Here is a 14,867-nt window from a genome sequence, read left to right on the forward strand (position 1 = left end):
AGCAAACTTTCAGCCACATACGAAACCGATTGATGGGTTTAGTTTACAGGTTCTATTTTGCAAAAAATGAGGTAACCTTTATATTTATAAAGCATCTTATTCCTAGTGCGTTACTTAAACTGACGTAAACTTGTTTTTTTGTATTGACTAGAGAGGAAACGTTTGTTAATTTATTGATTAATAGAAACTAATTATTGAATAATGATAATAAGGAGAATCGGATATGGATCGAATTGTAGCTGCCAGAGGCGTTGAACTGCGTTGCAAAGGCTGGAGGCAGGAGGCGCTGCTGCGAATGCTAGAGAATGTTCTTGAAAATGGCGAAAACCAACAAGAGCTTACTGTCTATGCTGCACTCGCCAAAGCGGCGCGTAATTGGGACTCCTATCATGCAATTGTCAGCACGCTCAAATCATTAGAGGAAGATGAGACGCTGGTCATTCAATCAGGCAAGCCTATCGGTATTATGAGAACACATAAGTACGCTCCAATTGTTGTAATGGCGAATTGCAACATTGTTGGCAAATGGGCAACGAGCGACAATTTCTATAAATATCAAGAACAGGGATTAATCGTTTGGGGCGGTTTGACCGCGGCAGCTTGGCAATATATCGGTTCACAAGGTGTCATACAAGGAACCTATGAGATTTTTCAATCGATAGCTAGAATGCATTACGACTGCAATCTGGCTGGGAAGTTTATTTTGACAGCCGGTCTCGGAGGAATGGGCGGCGCACAGCCGCTTGCAGGAACGATGGCGGGTGCCGTTATTTTATGCGTAGAAGTGTCTGAGGCTAGAATCGACAAACGTATCGAGGTCGGCTATTTGCAGAAAAAAACGGCAAGCTTGGATGAGGCTTTGGAATGGATTCAAGCAGCTTGTGCGAATAAGGAGAGCTTGTCAGTCGGTCTTCTTGGCAACGCAGCCGATATTTATCCTGAACTGATACGCAGAGGCATTCAGCCTGACGTTGTAACCGATCAGACGTCGGCGCATGATCTCATGTACGGATATATCCCTTCAGGCTACAGTTTAGATAAGGTTGCTGAGCTGCGCAGAACAAAACCGGATCAGCTTCAAGCGGATGCAAGAGCTTCTATCGCATTAGAAGTTGAGGCGATGCTGGAGTTTCAGCGCAGAGGTGCAGTCGTTTTTGACAACGGCAACAATATTCGTTCGCAGGCTGTACAAAATGGCGTTACAAATGCTTTTGATATTCCTGTGTTTACCGAAGCGTTTCTAAGACCGCTGTTTTCTCGTGCGATTGGGCCGTTCCGCTGGGTCGCTTTGAGCGGTGAGGTTTGTGATATTCGCAAGATTGATCAATATATATTGGAGCATTTCAGCGATAACGAGGTTGTAGTCAACTGGATTCGCTTAGCGAATCAGTATGTTCCGGTCGAGGGCTTGCCTGCGCGCATTGGCTGGTTCGGTCATGGCGATCGGACGAAGCTGGCACTAGCGGTGAACGCCATGGTTCAAGCTGGCGAGCTAAGCGGTCCCATTGCCTTCTCGCGTGATCACCTCGATGCGGGAGCGATGGCTCACCCGAATATTATGACGGAGAACATGAAGGATGGCAGCGATGCAATATCGGATTGGCCGCTGCTTAATGCAATGATTAACTGTTCATCGATGGCTGATCTTGTAGCGATACACTCTGGCGGCGGCGGCTACAGCGGATATATGACAAGCGCGGGTGTCACGCTCGTTGCAGATGGCACATCCGATGCAGAGCTTCGATTAAAAACGACGCTAGACAATGACACAGGCCTTGGCGTACTTCGATATGCTGACGCTGGTTATGAGGAAGCGCTGGATGAAGTAAGCAAAAAGGGAATACGTCGAATTGATACGAATCGGAAGGAGAATGCATGATGCGTGAATTAACGATAGAGGATGTAAAAGCAGCAGTAAGAGGAGGGGCAGTATTCGCATCCGGAGGCGGGGGCTGGGTTGATCATGGCCTTGAGATTGGCGGGGCAGCAGTAGGCATTGCTAGACCAAAGCTGGTTTCGGTTGATGAGCTGCCTGATGATGCCATTATTGTGACAGCGACGGCGATTGGCGCACCAGCAGGAAATGACTGGGAAATGTGGGGCATTGATTATATTAAGGCTGTTCAGCTGCTGATGGACAACTATGACGGCAAGGTTGTAGGGGTTATGACACCGCAAAACGGCATGTCGAGCACCATTAATGGCTGGCTTCCAGCTGCGGCGCTCGGTCTGGTTGTCGTTGATGCGACTGGTGATATTCGTGCGCATCCAACAGGCAAGATGGGTTCGATGGGCCTTGCTTCCCGCACCGATTATGAAACGATTCAGGTCGTTGTTGGCGGACGCAGAGATACGGGTTCTTATTTGGAGCTCGTTGTAAAAGGCACGCCAGCTAAGACATCGAACATTTTGCGGACAGCTGCAGATATGTCGGGAGGATTTATCGCTTCTGCTCGCCATCCTATTCCAGCATCTTATGTGAAGGAGCATGCAGCGATTGGCGGCATTTCGTTAGCGCTTGATCTAGGTTATGCGATGATCGAGGCTGAGCCGAATGGCGCGGAAGCGATTATGGAAACGGTTTGCAGTAAAACAAATGGACAGATCATCGGTCGCGGTGTCGTTTTGAAAAAGGATGTTCATTATTCAGGCGCTTTCGATATTGGCACCATTACAATGGCGGATGGATCAGGCGGTCAACTGACGATGCATGTCATGAATGAATATATGGCTGTGGATGATGCTGACGGCAAGCGACTTACAACTTATCCGGATGTTATTACGACCTTTGAAGCAGCAACAGGTTTGCCGATCAGCGTAGGCGGCGTGAAGGAAGGGATGGAGATCGCATTGTTTGCAATCGACAAGCAATTTGTCCCTTTAAGCTCCAGCGTGAAAGACCCTACCGTATATCCAGAGGTGGAAAAGGCGCTTGGCATACCGCTTGCTGAATATGGCTTGAAGGGTATCGTCTAGCACGATCATTCTAATTTATCGATATCTACTAAGAAGGTGCCTGTTATGAATGAAGTTATAGATGGTATCGGTTTGGAGGATACACAGTCGTCCGAACGATTGGTTACGCTTGATGGCAATACGCTCACGATTCGCGAGCTTGAGCAAATTGCATTGGAAGGTTATCGCGTGGAGTGCTCGCAGCATGCATTGAAGCGAGTAGAGGAGGCTCATGTTCTCATTCATGAGCTTGCCGCCGAAGGCATTCCGATCTATGGGCTAAACCGCGGCGTAGGTCTTAATAAAGATCGAACCATTACAACGGAGATGTATGAACAGTTTAACCGCAATCTTATTTATTCCCATTCGGCGGCTATTGCGCCTGCTGCTTCTGAGCAGCAGGTGCGAGCCGTGCTCGTTGCCAGGCTAAATTCATTGCTTATTGGTTGTACAGGTGTGCAGCCTGCGGTCGTACGCATGTATCAGGATTTGCTTAACGCAGCTATCCATCCGATCATTCCGCTTCGAGGATCTGTTGGCGCAGGCGACATCTCGGTTTTGTCTCATATCGGCTTAACGATGATGGGAGAAGGAAATGTGAATTACAAAGGCCAAATGATGAGCGCGGAAATGGCTTTTCAAGCTGAGGGGATTACTCCTGTGAAGCTGGGGCCAAAGGATGCACTGGCCATTGTAAGCTCCAATGCGCTGTCCGCGGGCACTGGTGCACTGGCAGCAGCAGCGGCTTTAAAGCTGCTCGGTACGGCAGATGCTATTTTTGCATTGTCGCTTGAAGCGCTTCGGGGATGCATGAATCCGCTTGATCCGGCGTTATTTGAGGTAAGGCCATTCGAGGGAGCTGCAGCAAGCGCGGCAAATGTGAGAAGTTATTTGCAAGGCGGAACGCTGCAGCAGTCAAGTAAAAACGATAAAATTCAAGATCCGCTCAGCTTTCGCAGTGCTTGCCATGTACATGGCGCAGCTCGTGATGCGCTTGCTTATGCGACAAGGCTGCTGCTCATTCAATTAAACGGATCTGATGATAATCCTTGTGTATTAATAGATGAAAGAAGAGTAGTGCCCTCCTCAAACTTTGACGTAACCTCATGGACCGTGGCGTTTGAGATGGTAGCGATAGCGCTAAGTCATGTATCCAAAATAAGCTGCTACAGATCACTTAAGCTCGGAACGCCATCCTTTACCGGTCTGGAGAGGTTTCTAGCCCCAAATCCTGAGTCTATCGCTTTCGGAACGCTTCAAAAAACATACACCTCCCTTGATGCGGAAATCCGCTTGCTCTCTAATCCGGTATCTGCTGATTATTTATCGCTGGCAGGCGACATGGAGGATCATGCAAACAATACACCGCTCGTCATTCGTAAGCTCGAAGACATTATCGATCGCTTAACCTACATTATAGGGATGGAAGCGCTGCATGCAGCCCAAGCCATTGATTTACGCGGTATACAAGCTGAATTAGGCATAGGCTCGGCCGCTGTTTATTCACAAATTCGCAGTGCAGTGCCTATGTTGACGGAAGATCGTCCGCTAACCCCAGATATTTCTGCTATGTATGAGCTTATTCGCAGCGGCATTCAATTGAGAGGAGGAGCAAATGGTGAATAACAGCTATGATCTCGTCATTTATGGAAATCTCGTACTTCCAGGGGGCGTCGCATACCATTCCGCAGTTGGAATCAAGGACGGTAAAATTGTTCGTATTGGTGATAGAGACGACACGGACATGGCTGCCGCAACAGAAAAGATTAATGCCGAAGGCAGCTATGTGCTGCCTGGTGCAGTCGACGCTCATGTCCATTGTTACAGCTCACTTGACGAAGGGTTTTACACAGCGAGTGCGGCTGCAGCTGCCGGAGGCGTAACAACGATTATTGAAATGCCTTATGATGCGACGGGGATGATCTGTACGCTTTCTGCTTTCGAGGAAAAAAAACAGCAGCTGGAACAGCAATCCATCGTTGATATGGCGATGCTTGTTACGATTCATAAGCAAGATGGTTATGAGCATATCCGCCAGCTTGCCGAGGCCGGTGCATGCGGCTTTAAAGTATCGATGTTTAATACAGATTCCTTCCGCTTTCCGCGAATAGATGACGGACAATTGCTTGATTCGTTTGCGGTTATTGCTGAAACAGGTTGTCCGGTTGGCGTGCATGCGGAAAACGATGAGATCGTCCGCAGATATATTGATAAATATCGCTCCCAAGGTGCAGATCCACGTTCGCATGGCTGGAGCAGGCCGAAAGTAAGTGAATCAGCCGCAGCGCTGACCGCTATGGAGCTTGCTTATGAGACAGGAGTCAAACTGCATTTATATCATTGTACGTATCCGCGTATTTTTCAGCTGGTGGACTATTTCCGTTCAATCGGAGCGAAAGTCACTGCGGAAACCTGTACCCACTATTTGACGCTAAGTGAAGAAGATATGCCGCGTTTGCAGGCGAAAGGTAAAATCAATCCACCGCTTCGCACGAAGCAGGATAAAGAGGATTTATGGGACTTATTGAAAACCGGATCGATCGATATGATTACTTCCGATCATGCTCCGTGGCTAATTGGGCGTAAATCAGACGCGGATATTTTTAATAATGCTTCAGGTGCTCCCGGAGTGGAACATTTGCTTCCGATTATTTACAGCGAGGGCGTGGCTAAAGGGAAATTGGCGCTTACCGACATGGTCAGGCTGATCAGTCAAAGGCCTGCTGATGTATTTGGGCTTGGTCATCGCAAAGGAAGATTAACAGATGGTTACGATGCGGATATCGCGATTATCGATCCTGCTGCAGCTTGGACGCTAGATGAGCGTGAGCTTCAATCGAGTGCTGGCTGGAGTGCTTATAACGGAATGAGTATGCAAGGTAAAGTAACGCACACGCTCGTAAGGGGAACGCTTGTGTATGAAGCGGGAGCTGTTACCGGCAAGGCGGGTCATGGCGAATTTATTAGAGCAGAGCATCTTGCTTAATCATTTTGCGAGAGAGGAGTGAATGGGATGGGTAGCAAAATGGATAGACTGGTGCCAAGTGTATCTCGAATGATGTCTGATATTGAACATCTATCGATGTTTGTTGATCCATCAAAACCCGGCTGGACGCGTCGTCCATTTACGAAGCAGTATGCTGACGGCAGGTGCTGGCTGACCGAGAAAATGGAGGAAGCGGGCCTGTCTGTTTCGCTGGATGCAGCTTCAAATTTGATAGGCAGCTTGTCTGGCAGCGATCTGGATTTAGCGCCTATCATGATTGGCTCCCATACAGATACCGTTACTGGCGGCGGGCGATTCGATGGAATCATAGGAGTGCTAGCCGGCATAGAAATTGCCCGTCTACTTCAACAATCAGGAACGCAGCTTAGGCATCCGCTGCAAATTGTCGATTTCACGGCAGAGGAGCCGAGTGAGTTTGGCATCTCCACGATTGGGAGCAGAGGGATGGTCGGCAATTTGCCTGAAGCGATGCTGGAGCTTAGCGACGATACTGGGCTGAAGCTTAGTGATGCGATTAATCAACAAGGCGGAAATGTCGAACGGTTGACAAGTGAGGCGAGGCAGGTGGGTGATGTAGCGCTCTACCTTGAGCTTCATATCGAGCAAGGTCCGGTGCTGGAGCAATCAGGCCATCAACTTGGAGCGGTGCTCGGTATCGTAGGTATTCATCGCTATCGTGTCACGCTCAAAGGTGCGCCAAATCATGCAGGGACGACGCCGATGACGCTTCGTAACGATGCGCTGGCAGGCTTTTGCGAGATTGGTTTAGCATTTGAACGTCACTGCAACGATCATGCAAGCGTAGCCGTAGGCACGATCGGCAAAGTGACGAATGAGCCGAATGCATCCAATGTCGTGCCCGGCCTCGTTCGTTTTGAGCTTGAAATCCGTTCGCTAGATCGTAAGGTGGCTGACGCGGTTTACGCCGCTTTTGCTGCGGAGACGATCCAGATTGCTGCAAGGCGAGGCCTTCGTTTGTCGCTTGAGCTGCTGTCGAAGTCAGATTCCGTCATTGTCAAAAAGTCTGTGCTGGGTGGAGTGCTTGCAGCCTGTGCTTCTGTTGCTCCAGCTATTCACCTCGCAAGCGGGGCGGGGCATGATGCGAACCAGCTTGCGCGCATTGCGCCAATCGGCATGATCTTTGTTCCTAGCAAGGATGGCAGAAGCCATTGTCCCGAGGAATGGACCGATGAGGATGATATTGCTGCGGGAACGCAGGCTCTAGCCGCCGCATTGCTTTATTTTGATAAGGAGGATTTAAGCGGGTGGCATGATGGCTAAGGCTCAGCATGTACAGGTCAACGGTAAACGGTTATGGGATTCGATTCAAGCTTTGGGTTTAATCGGCGCAGATCCAAGCGGCGGTGTAACACGGCTATCACTCAGCAATGAGGAATTAATAGCGAGGCAATTTATTATCAGTGAAATGAAAGCAGCAGGACTAGAAGTCAGGCAGGATGAGGCGGGCAATCTGATTGGGCGATTGGAGGGGGAGGAGCAACGGGCAGGAGCTGTAGTGACGGGCTCTCATATCGATACGGTCATTCAAGCAGGCCAATTCGATGGAGCGCTTGGTGTTCTTGGCGGTATTGAGGTTTTGCGAACGATCAAGGAGCAGTCAATCAGGCATGATAGGCCTTTCGAGGTTATTTGCTTTACGGACGAAGAGGGCGTACGCTTTGGAGCCGGCTATTTGGGAAGCCGTGCGATGGCAAATACTTGGGATGAAAAGTGGCTGGATCTTACTGATTCTTCCGGCATGTCGCTTCGCGAAGCGATGGAGCATAGCGGCTTGAACCCCGATTACGCAGCACTTGCAAGTCGCAGCTCAGAATCCATTCATGCCTATGTTGAGCTTCATATTGAGCAAGGACGAGTTCTGGAAGAGCTGAATAAAGCGGTTGGCATTGCAACAGCGATTTATGGACATCGCTGGTTCGAAGTGACCATTCATGGACGAGCGGACCATGCGGGAACAACGCCCATGAAGTTAAGACAGGATCCGATGCCTGCCGCAGCAGAAGTTGTGCTTGCTGTGGAACAAATCGCAGTGAAGCATGGGGGCGTCGTAACAACAGGGACGTTTAAGCTTGCGCCAGCCGCAATAAACGTAATTCCGGGTGAAGCGGTGTTTACACTCGATGTTCGGCATGAATCCTTGGAGTCGCTCAATAAGCTGGAGGTTGCGATAAAAGGCGAGTTGTCACGCCTTACTGCAGCAAGAGGGCTGACCTACGCTATCCGGACATTAGATGCTGCTGTGCCTGTACAAACGTCGGAGTATATTGCAAAAGTGATTACAGATAGCTGTGAGGATGCTGGTTTGCCTGCGGAGTATATGATTTGCGGCGCAGGTCATGATGCGGTGGTCATGAGTGAATTAGCGGAAATGGGGCTCATCTTGGTACGTTCAAAGGATGGTATCAGTCATCATCCACTTGAATGGAGCAGCCGAGAGGACTGTGAAGCAGGAGTAAACGTACTGCTGCAAACGCTTATTCAGCTAGGAAATGATGTAAATTAATAATTCCGATTGACATAATGGGGTATAAAGTTTAATAATAATGGTAACAAGTTATTGATTAGTGATAATACATAAGGGAAGGAGGATGACAAACGAGTGAATGTATTCCTCGAAGCTTATGACTATGTGAATGCTAACAGCGACAGATTTTTGGAAGCGGTCAAGGTGCATTTAAGCATAAGTTTCTACGCGCTCCTTATTGCTTTCGTCGTATGTGTGCCTCTCGGTATACTATGTGCCAAGAAAGAGTGGCTGACCGGTCCGATTATGGGGCTGTTCAACTCCTTGCGAGTCATCCCAAGCCTTGCGGTTTTAGTCATTATTTTACCGATCATGGGAACTGGCTTTGCACCGGCATTAGTTGCATTAACGCTGCTTGCTTGTCCGCCTATTCTCATTAATACATACATGGGCTTTAGAGGTATTGAGCCAGCGATTATTGAAGCTGCTTCAGGCCTCGGTATGGGAGAGAAAATGATTATGCGGAAAATCGAACTGCCGTTAGCTGCTCCGCTGCTGCTGTCAGGACTAAAAACAGCCGCCGTAGAAGTTATCGCCAGTGCAACATTGGCCGCATTCATCGGAGGAGGCGGGCTGGGAACGTTTATTATTAACGGTCTTGGCATGTACAAATTCTCATTGCTGCTTGTCGGGGCGCTGCCGGTAGCGCTGCTAGCTATTTTATCGGAGATCGGATTTGCAGGAATTGAAAGAGCAGTAACCAAATATCAGCGTGTATAATGAAAGGGGAAAATTCAGATGAAAAAGAAATGGGTAAGCTTGGCATTGTTGATTATAAGTGTGGTACTCGTTATTAGCGCTTGTTCTTCCAAGGGAGGTTCAGGCAAAGAAAAGATTAAAGTCGGCTCGAAAAACTTTACGGAATCATTGATTTTGGGTGAAATGTACGCACTGGCACTTGAGGACGCAGGGTACAAGGTAGATCGCAAGCTCAATCTTGGCGGCACACTCGTTGCCCATGAAGCGCTCAAAAAAGGCGACATCGACTTTTACCCGGAATATACAGGAACAGGCTTAATCAACGTATTGGAATTGCCGCCAAACTCCGATGCCAAAACCGTATATGATACTGTAGCAAAAGGCTACAAAGAGAAATTCAACCTGGTTTGGCTGGAGCCAACAAACGCAAACGATTCACAAGGTCTTGTTACAACAAAGAAAATTGCTGAAAAATATAATCTTTACAAAATATCAGATTTGGTGAAATTAGCTCCTGAGCTTAACCTCGCTGCTGTTCCTGAGTTTGAAGAGCGCGAAGACGGATTAAAAGGACTAAATACTTTCTACGGTAAAATGAACTTCAAAAGCATCAAGCTGTTTGATTACGGCATCAAATACCGTGTAACGCTAGATGGTGAAGCGGATGTAACTGTTGGCTTCACGACTGATGGCGATTTGACGAATCCGGATCTTGTATTGCTTGAGGATGATAAGAAGTTTTGGCCTCCTTACTTCGTAGCTCCAGTGCTTCGCGGCGAGCTGAACGAGAAGGACCCTGAAATTGCTAAAGTGTTGAACAAAATTTCTGCAAAGCTGGATAACACAACTGTTCAGAAGCTGAACGCGCAAGTGGATATCGACAAGAAAGAATACGCGGATGTAGCGAAGGCATTTTTGGAAGAGCAAGATTTATTGAAAAAATAATTCATAATTAAATGCAGCGGGGTTTCTCCATATTGGGGAAGCCCCCTTCCTACAGGAGTTGATATAGAATGAGCAAAGAGGCCATTATTTTTGAGCAGGTGTCCAAAACATTTCCAAAGTCTGCGAATCCCTCCGTTAATGAAACGAGCCTTATTATTCCGCAAGGCTCCTTTGCTACGATTCTAGGTGCATCAGGATGCGGCAAAACTACCTTGCTAAAAATGGTAAACCGAATTATTGAACCGACCGCAGGCACGATTTCGATATTTGGCAAAGACATTCGCAGCTTGCCCGTGACGGAGCTTCGCCGAAGCATCGGTTATGTAATCCAGCAGGTAGGGTTGTTTCCGCATTTGTCGATTGAACAAAATATTGCAACGGTCCCTAATATACTGGGCTGGGAACGCCAAAAAACAGCGGAGAGAATCGATTATTTAATGGATCTTGTTCATTTGCCAGCAAGCTATAAGAAGCTTTATCCGCGTCAGCTGTCAGGTGGACAGCAGCAGCGTGTAGGGATTGCTAGAGCGATGGCAGGTGATCCAGCTATATTGCTGATGGATGAACCGTTTGGAGCGATTGACGCGATTACGCGTACGAAGCTGCAGGATGATTTTAAGCAAATACAACGTGAGCTTGGCAAAACCGTATTGTTTGTGACGCATGACGTGGAAGAGGCGATGAAGCTCGGCGATCATATGATCGTGATGAACGAAGGAACGATTCAGCAATATGATACACCGCTTGCCATCATGTCCAAGCCGAGTAATGCTTTCGTATCGCAACTGATTCAAGCCGATGATTTGTTCCAACAGCTTCACCTGATTAGGGCAGAAGAGAAAATGATTGAGCTGGAAGAACCGGCTGGATCTGATATTCCTCGCATTCCCGCTGGTGATAGTCTAAAGTCGGCGCTTCAAATTCTACTGCAGCAAAACGCACCTTATGTGGCTGTGGAAAATACCGAGCATGAAATCATTGGTAAAATAACGCTTGAGCAATTGAAGCTGCAGAACGGCAGGTGAGAGGCATGCTTGACTATTTAACCCGCCATTATGATGATTTGTTAACCTCGTTGCTGGAGCATATTTATCTCACCTTCGTTTCGTTATTTATCGCACTTGTTATTGCGCTGCCATTAGGTTATTGGTTGTCGAGGCATCGACGGATTTCCGTTCCTATTTTGTCCGTACTCGGCATTATCTATGCGATTCCAAGCCTCGGGATGTTCGCTTTGCTTATTCCGCTAGTTGGCCTCGGCAGCAAGCCGGCGATTATCGCATTAGTTGTATATAGTCAGCTGATTTTGGTGCGAAATGTCATTTCAGGATTTCAATCGATTGAACCTTCGATCATTGAAGCAGCCAAAGGAATGGGTTATGGCAAGTGGAGGCTGTTCGTCCATATCGAGCTGCCGCTGGCACTGCCCGTCATAATTGGCGGCATTCGTATAGCATCGGTATCCGTAATAGGTATCGCAACCATAGCGGCGTGGATTAATGCCGGCGGGTTAGGCGGTATTTTATTCGAAGGCTTATATCAAAACTCAGTACCAAAAATGGTATGGGGCACGCTGCTCGTATCGTTATTAGCTTTATCTACAAATACGATTTTGCTGCAAGTTGAAAAATCAACGATGCGCAATGCACGCGGAGAACAAAGGGTATGATATACTGATCCTTATAATTGACTACTATTGTAAATATTTTGAGGTGCAATGATGAATGGAACTCAAACATTAGGACGTGCTATCGATATTTTATTCGTGCTCGCTGAATCGGGTGCAACGCTCACGGTCAGTGAAATTGCGGAGAAGGTAGGCATCCCCGACAGTACCGCATATCGTTTTATTCAAACGCTTATAAAAAATGGTTTCGTAGAGCGTAAGGGCAGAGGGCAAATTGGTTTAGGTCTGCGTATTTTTGATTTAGCGAGAAGCTTATCGCAGCAAATCGAAAAGGAGCTTCTTACGATCGCGAGGCCGATTATGGAAGACCTCACCGCACTTACGAATGAAACGACGGTGCTTTTTGTCCGCTCCGGTTCCAAAGCCATTTGTATCGAAAATGTAACGAGTAAACGTTTGATTAGGCTTTCTATTGAAAATGGAAGAATATTGCCGCTTAATTCAGGCGCTTCAGGGAAAACGCTGCTCGCTAATGAAAATGACAAAGTTATTGAAGAAATGTGCAAGCTTTTTGGCGAAGATGCCGGTAAACCTTTGCTTTTGCAAGAAATGCATCGTATTAGGGAAGCGGGTTATTGCTTTACTTTGGGTGAGGTGGATACGGATGCTTTTGCAATTGCTGCCCCTATTTTTGATCCTCAGAAGCGAATCGTAGCCAGCTTATCTGCAGCAGGACCTATCCATCGGCTTAATGAGAAGGAAATTCCAAATGTGATCCAATATGTAAAGGCAGCTGCATCACAAATTTCGTGCAAGCTTGGTGGTTTGGCATAAGTATTTTCAAATAGGATGAAGAAGAGTAGCGGAGCGCAAATAAGCGATCCGCTTTTTTAATGGATTCAATGTGGAATGAAATTAAATATTTGGGGATAGTAAGGGGGGAGTTAAATTCAAGAATCAAAAGGATGGTGTATTTTGCATGCAACAACATAAAAAGGAAATTGGATTGGATGAACAACGCAATAAGATTGGGAGGTTTGCTGCAAGGTACATAGGCGCAGCGTTGCTCGCGATCACATTGATGTTCAGTATGCCTCATACTGGTCAAGCGATTGGCAAGAATGCTAAGGGTCCAGATGTCTATGTTATTCAAGGCATGCTGAAATCCCTGGGCAGCTATTCTGGTAAAATTGACGGTCGTTATGGGCCTTCTACAGTGCGCGGCGTAAAATATTATCAAAAAACACATGGCTTGCCTACAACAGGCGCCGTAGATGCTAAAACGCTACAATCGATTTCTTATTCTTATTCGGAGAAGAAAGCAGCAACGAAGGCAAAAACGCAAGCAAAATGGAAAGGTAAAGCAAAATCACTCGGCAACGGTAAAGGCGCTGGCAATGGAGCTGGTGGCGGTGCAGGTGGCGGTGCAGGCGGCGGAGCTGGTGGCGGTGCAGGCGGCGGAGCTGGTGGTGGCGCAGGCGGCGGTGCAGGCGGCGGAGCTGGTGGTGGCGTAGGCGGCGGAGCTGGTGGTGGCGCAGGCGGCGGAGCTGGTGGCGGTGCAGGCGGCGGAGCTGGCGGCGGAGCTGGTGGTGGCGCAGGCGGCGGAGCTGGTGGCGGTGTAGGCGGCGGAGCTGGTGGCGGTGTAGGCGGCGGAGCTGGTGGTGGCGCAGGCGGCGGAGCTGGTGGCGGTACAGGCGGTGGAGCTGGTGGCGGTGCAGGCGGTGGAGCTGGCAGAGGTTATGGTGAGAACCAAGGCAAAGGCGGCGGATTTGGCGGAGGCCAAGGAGAAAACCGTGGCAAAGGCGGCGGCATTGGCGGAGGCCAAGGAGAAAACCGTGGCAAAGGCGGCGGCATTGGCGGAGGCCAAGGAGAAAACCGTGGCAAAGGCGGCGGCATTGGCGGAAACCGTGGCAAAGGCAGCGGCATTGGCGGAGGTCAAGGAGAAAACCGTGGCAAAGGCGGCGGTATTGGCGGAGGTCAAGGTAATAACCAAGGTATCGGTGGAGGCAACTCTAATAACCAAAGCAACAAAGCTCCATCCGAAAACCAAGGCAAAGGCGGCGCTCAAACGGAAAACCAAGGGCCGAATGGAAGCCATTAAGCAACTCGCTTCCTTGATATAGATGAAAGGACTTCTCTTAAGTGAAGGTCAGAGATTAACAGCGATTAATGTTGTGAAGTGAATATAAAATCAAAAGGCGGCTTTCATTCCATAGTGAATGTAAAGTCGCCTTTTTATATTTTTGGATGTTGTTATGAGATCCATTCTATTTCCTTATGCGATTTGTGTAATAACAAGATGAGCTGAAACAGATCTTGTTCCTCCAGCGAGCGGTGTGATCGTAAGTGCCGTGGAATTGCCCGCAGGGTTTCGCACGGTGAGTATTGAATTAATGACAGTCGTGTGTACAAGAGCCATTCCTACAATTTGAGAAGTACCTGTTGCTCGGCCAACCACTGTATAAGCTAGATCAGCGCCATTAATGGTTAAAATCAGCTGCCCCGGTTCGGTCACACTTACTTGAAACAAAATCTGATACGTTCCAATTACAGCTAAGTTAAATGTAGTAGCACCAGTGCGGGTAATGTTAGTTCCGCTAGTAGGTCCATTTTGCGGAAAACTTACATCTGCACCGACAGCAACAGTTGCTGCATTATCAGGCGGCATCAATGCAAAAAAATCAGCGAAGCTTAATACTCCTCCGGCTACGCCAGTTGCGCCAGCAGCTCCAGGTGCCCCATTAGTACCAGGTGCGCCATTAGTGCCAGTCGCACCAGTTGCGCCAGCAGCTCCAGTCGCCCCATTAGTGCCAGTCGCACCAGTTGCTCCTACTGAACCAGGAATACCCTGGGGTCCTTGAGGTCCGGTCGGTCCTACCGGAGCAGTTACATTCACTTGAGGAGGAGGACATGTTACCTTCACAATTTTTTTAACAACTCTATTACGGCATTTCTTTCTGTTTTTTGATTTGCATACTATTACACGTATCTTTTTGCAGCGATTTCTTTTATTCAAACAACTCACTAAAGACACCTACCTATAGATGGTTTAGTGTACGTTTATACCTTTTTTTAAGGTTGGACTAATA

The 14,867-nt window shown here is 48.1% G+C and carries 13 protein-coding genes; 12 read left to right on the plus strand and 1 reads right to left on the minus strand.

Going from position 1 to position 14,867, the window contains the following annotated elements:
• The first annotated feature begins 223 nt into the window (after nucleotides 1-223).
• The 12 genes from MHH56_RS10020 (at nucleotide 224) to MHH56_RS10075 (ending at nucleotide 13,879) form a co-directional block, all read left to right on the plus strand.
• On the plus strand, nucleotides 224-1,879 hold the full coding sequence (locus tag MHH56_RS10020) for a urocanate hydratase (RefSeq protein WP_339207991.1): 1,656 nt from the start codon (nucleotides 224-226) through the stop codon (nucleotides 1,877-1,879).
• Entirely contained in the window at nucleotides 1,876-2,976 is a 1,101-nt protein-coding gene (locus tag MHH56_RS10025) for a DUF917 family protein (protein ID WP_339207992.1), read from the plus strand. The genes MHH56_RS10020 and MHH56_RS10025 overlap by 4 nt, the downstream gene beginning before the upstream one ends.
• A gap of 45 nt (nucleotides 2,977-3,021) precedes the next feature.
• Nucleotides 3,022-4,581 carry an aromatic amino acid ammonia-lyase gene (locus tag MHH56_RS10030; protein WP_339207993.1) on the plus strand — a complete coding sequence of 520 codons (1,560 nt, stop codon included), beginning with the start codon at nucleotides 3,022-3,024 and terminating at the stop codon, nucleotides 4,579-4,581.
• Nucleotides 4,571-5,941: a dihydroorotase family protein gene (locus tag MHH56_RS10035; protein WP_339207994.1), complete on the plus strand. Its 1,371-nt coding sequence runs from the start codon at nucleotides 4,571-4,573 to the stop codon at nucleotides 5,939-5,941. Before MHH56_RS10030 ends, MHH56_RS10035 begins: the two co-directional genes overlap by 11 nt.
• Before the next feature lie 27 nt (nucleotides 5,942-5,968).
• Nucleotides 5,969-7,243 carry a M20 family metallo-hydrolase gene (locus tag MHH56_RS10040; RefSeq protein ID WP_339207995.1) on the plus strand — a complete coding sequence of 425 codons (1,275 nt, stop codon included), beginning with the start codon at nucleotides 5,969-5,971 and terminating at the stop codon, nucleotides 7,241-7,243.
• On the plus strand, nucleotides 7,233-8,486 hold the full coding sequence (locus MHH56_RS10045; protein WP_339207997.1) for a Zn-dependent hydrolase: 1,254 nt from the start codon (nucleotides 7,233-7,235) through the stop codon (nucleotides 8,484-8,486). Before MHH56_RS10040 ends, MHH56_RS10045 begins: the two co-directional genes overlap by 11 nt.
• Nucleotides 8,487-8,582: 96 nt before the next feature.
• Nucleotides 8,583-9,227 (plus strand): ABC transporter permease, encoded by a 645-nt coding sequence (locus tag MHH56_RS10050; protein WP_076269419.1) that lies wholly within the window; start codon nucleotides 8,583-8,585, stop codon nucleotides 9,225-9,227.
• An 18-nt stretch (nucleotides 9,228-9,245) separates the two neighbouring features.
• Nucleotides 9,246-10,151: a glycine betaine ABC transporter substrate-binding protein gene (locus MHH56_RS10055; RefSeq protein ID WP_339207999.1), complete on the plus strand. Its 906-nt coding sequence runs from the start codon at nucleotides 9,246-9,248 to the stop codon at nucleotides 10,149-10,151.
• Between the two features lie 68 nt (nucleotides 10,152-10,219).
• Nucleotides 10,220-11,176, plus strand: a complete 957-nt coding sequence (locus MHH56_RS10060; protein WP_339208002.1) for an ABC transporter ATP-binding protein — start codon at nucleotides 10,220-10,222, stop codon at nucleotides 11,174-11,176.
• A gap of 5 nt (nucleotides 11,177-11,181) precedes the next feature.
• Nucleotides 11,182-11,820 (plus strand): ABC transporter permease, encoded by a 639-nt coding sequence (locus tag MHH56_RS10065; protein ID WP_339208003.1) that lies wholly within the window; start codon nucleotides 11,182-11,184, stop codon nucleotides 11,818-11,820.
• A 48-nt stretch (nucleotides 11,821-11,868) separates the two neighbouring features.
• Nucleotides 11,869-12,612 (plus strand): IclR family transcriptional regulator, encoded by a 744-nt coding sequence (locus MHH56_RS10070; protein WP_339208005.1) that lies wholly within the window; start codon nucleotides 11,869-11,871, stop codon nucleotides 12,610-12,612.
• Between the two features lie 145 nt (nucleotides 12,613-12,757).
• The gene (locus tag MHH56_RS10075) at nucleotides 12,758-13,879 is read left to right on the plus strand and encodes a peptidoglycan-binding domain-containing protein (RefSeq protein ID WP_339208006.1); all 1,122 of its coding nucleotides are present in this window, start codon (nucleotides 12,758-12,760) and stop codon (nucleotides 13,877-13,879) included.
• 174 nt (nucleotides 13,880-14,053) lie between these two features.
• Here MHH56_RS10075 and MHH56_RS10080 read toward each other — a convergent pair whose 3' ends face one another.
• Complete coding sequence (locus MHH56_RS10080) at nucleotides 14,054-14,701, minus strand: collagen-like protein (protein WP_339208007.1); 648 nt, start codon at nucleotides 14,699-14,701, stop codon at nucleotides 14,054-14,056.
• Nucleotides 14,702-14,867 lie beyond the last annotated feature (166 nt).

Source organism: Paenibacillus sp. FSL K6-3182, assembly GCF_037976325.1.
GTDB lineage: Bacteria > Bacillota > Bacilli > Paenibacillales > Paenibacillaceae > Pristimantibacillus.

Coding starts and splice junctions, on each gene's coding strand:
- MHH56_RS10020 (WP_339207991.1), top strand. CDS start 224: ATGGATCGAATTGTAGCTGCCAGAGGCGTTGAACTGCGTTGCAAAGGC.
- MHH56_RS10025 (WP_339207992.1), top strand. CDS start 1,876: ATGATGCGTGAATTAACGATAGAGGATGTAAAAGCAGCAGTAAGAGGA.
- MHH56_RS10030 (WP_339207993.1), top strand. CDS start 3,022: ATGAATGAAGTTATAGATGGTATCGGTTTGGAGGATACACAGTCGTCC.
- MHH56_RS10035 (WP_339207994.1), top strand. CDS start 4,571: ATGGTGAATAACAGCTATGATCTCGTCATTTATGGAAATCTCGTACTT.
- MHH56_RS10040 (WP_339207995.1), top strand. CDS start 5,969: ATGGGTAGCAAAATGGATAGACTGGTGCCAAGTGTATCTCGAATGATG.
- MHH56_RS10045 (WP_339207997.1), top strand. CDS start 7,233: ATGATGGCTAAGGCTCAGCATGTACAGGTCAACGGTAAACGGTTATGG.
- MHH56_RS10055 (WP_339207999.1), top strand. CDS start 9,246: ATGAAAAAGAAATGGGTAAGCTTGGCATTGTTGATTATAAGTGTGGTA.
- MHH56_RS10060 (WP_339208002.1), top strand. CDS start 10,220: ATGAGCAAAGAGGCCATTATTTTTGAGCAGGTGTCCAAAACATTTCCA.
- MHH56_RS10065 (WP_339208003.1), top strand. CDS start 11,182: ATGCTTGACTATTTAACCCGCCATTATGATGATTTGTTAACCTCGTTG.
- MHH56_RS10070 (WP_339208005.1), top strand. CDS start 11,869: ATGATGAATGGAACTCAAACATTAGGACGTGCTATCGATATTTTATTC.
- MHH56_RS10075 (WP_339208006.1), top strand. CDS start 12,758: ATGCAACAACATAAAAAGGAAATTGGATTGGATGAACAACGCAATAAG.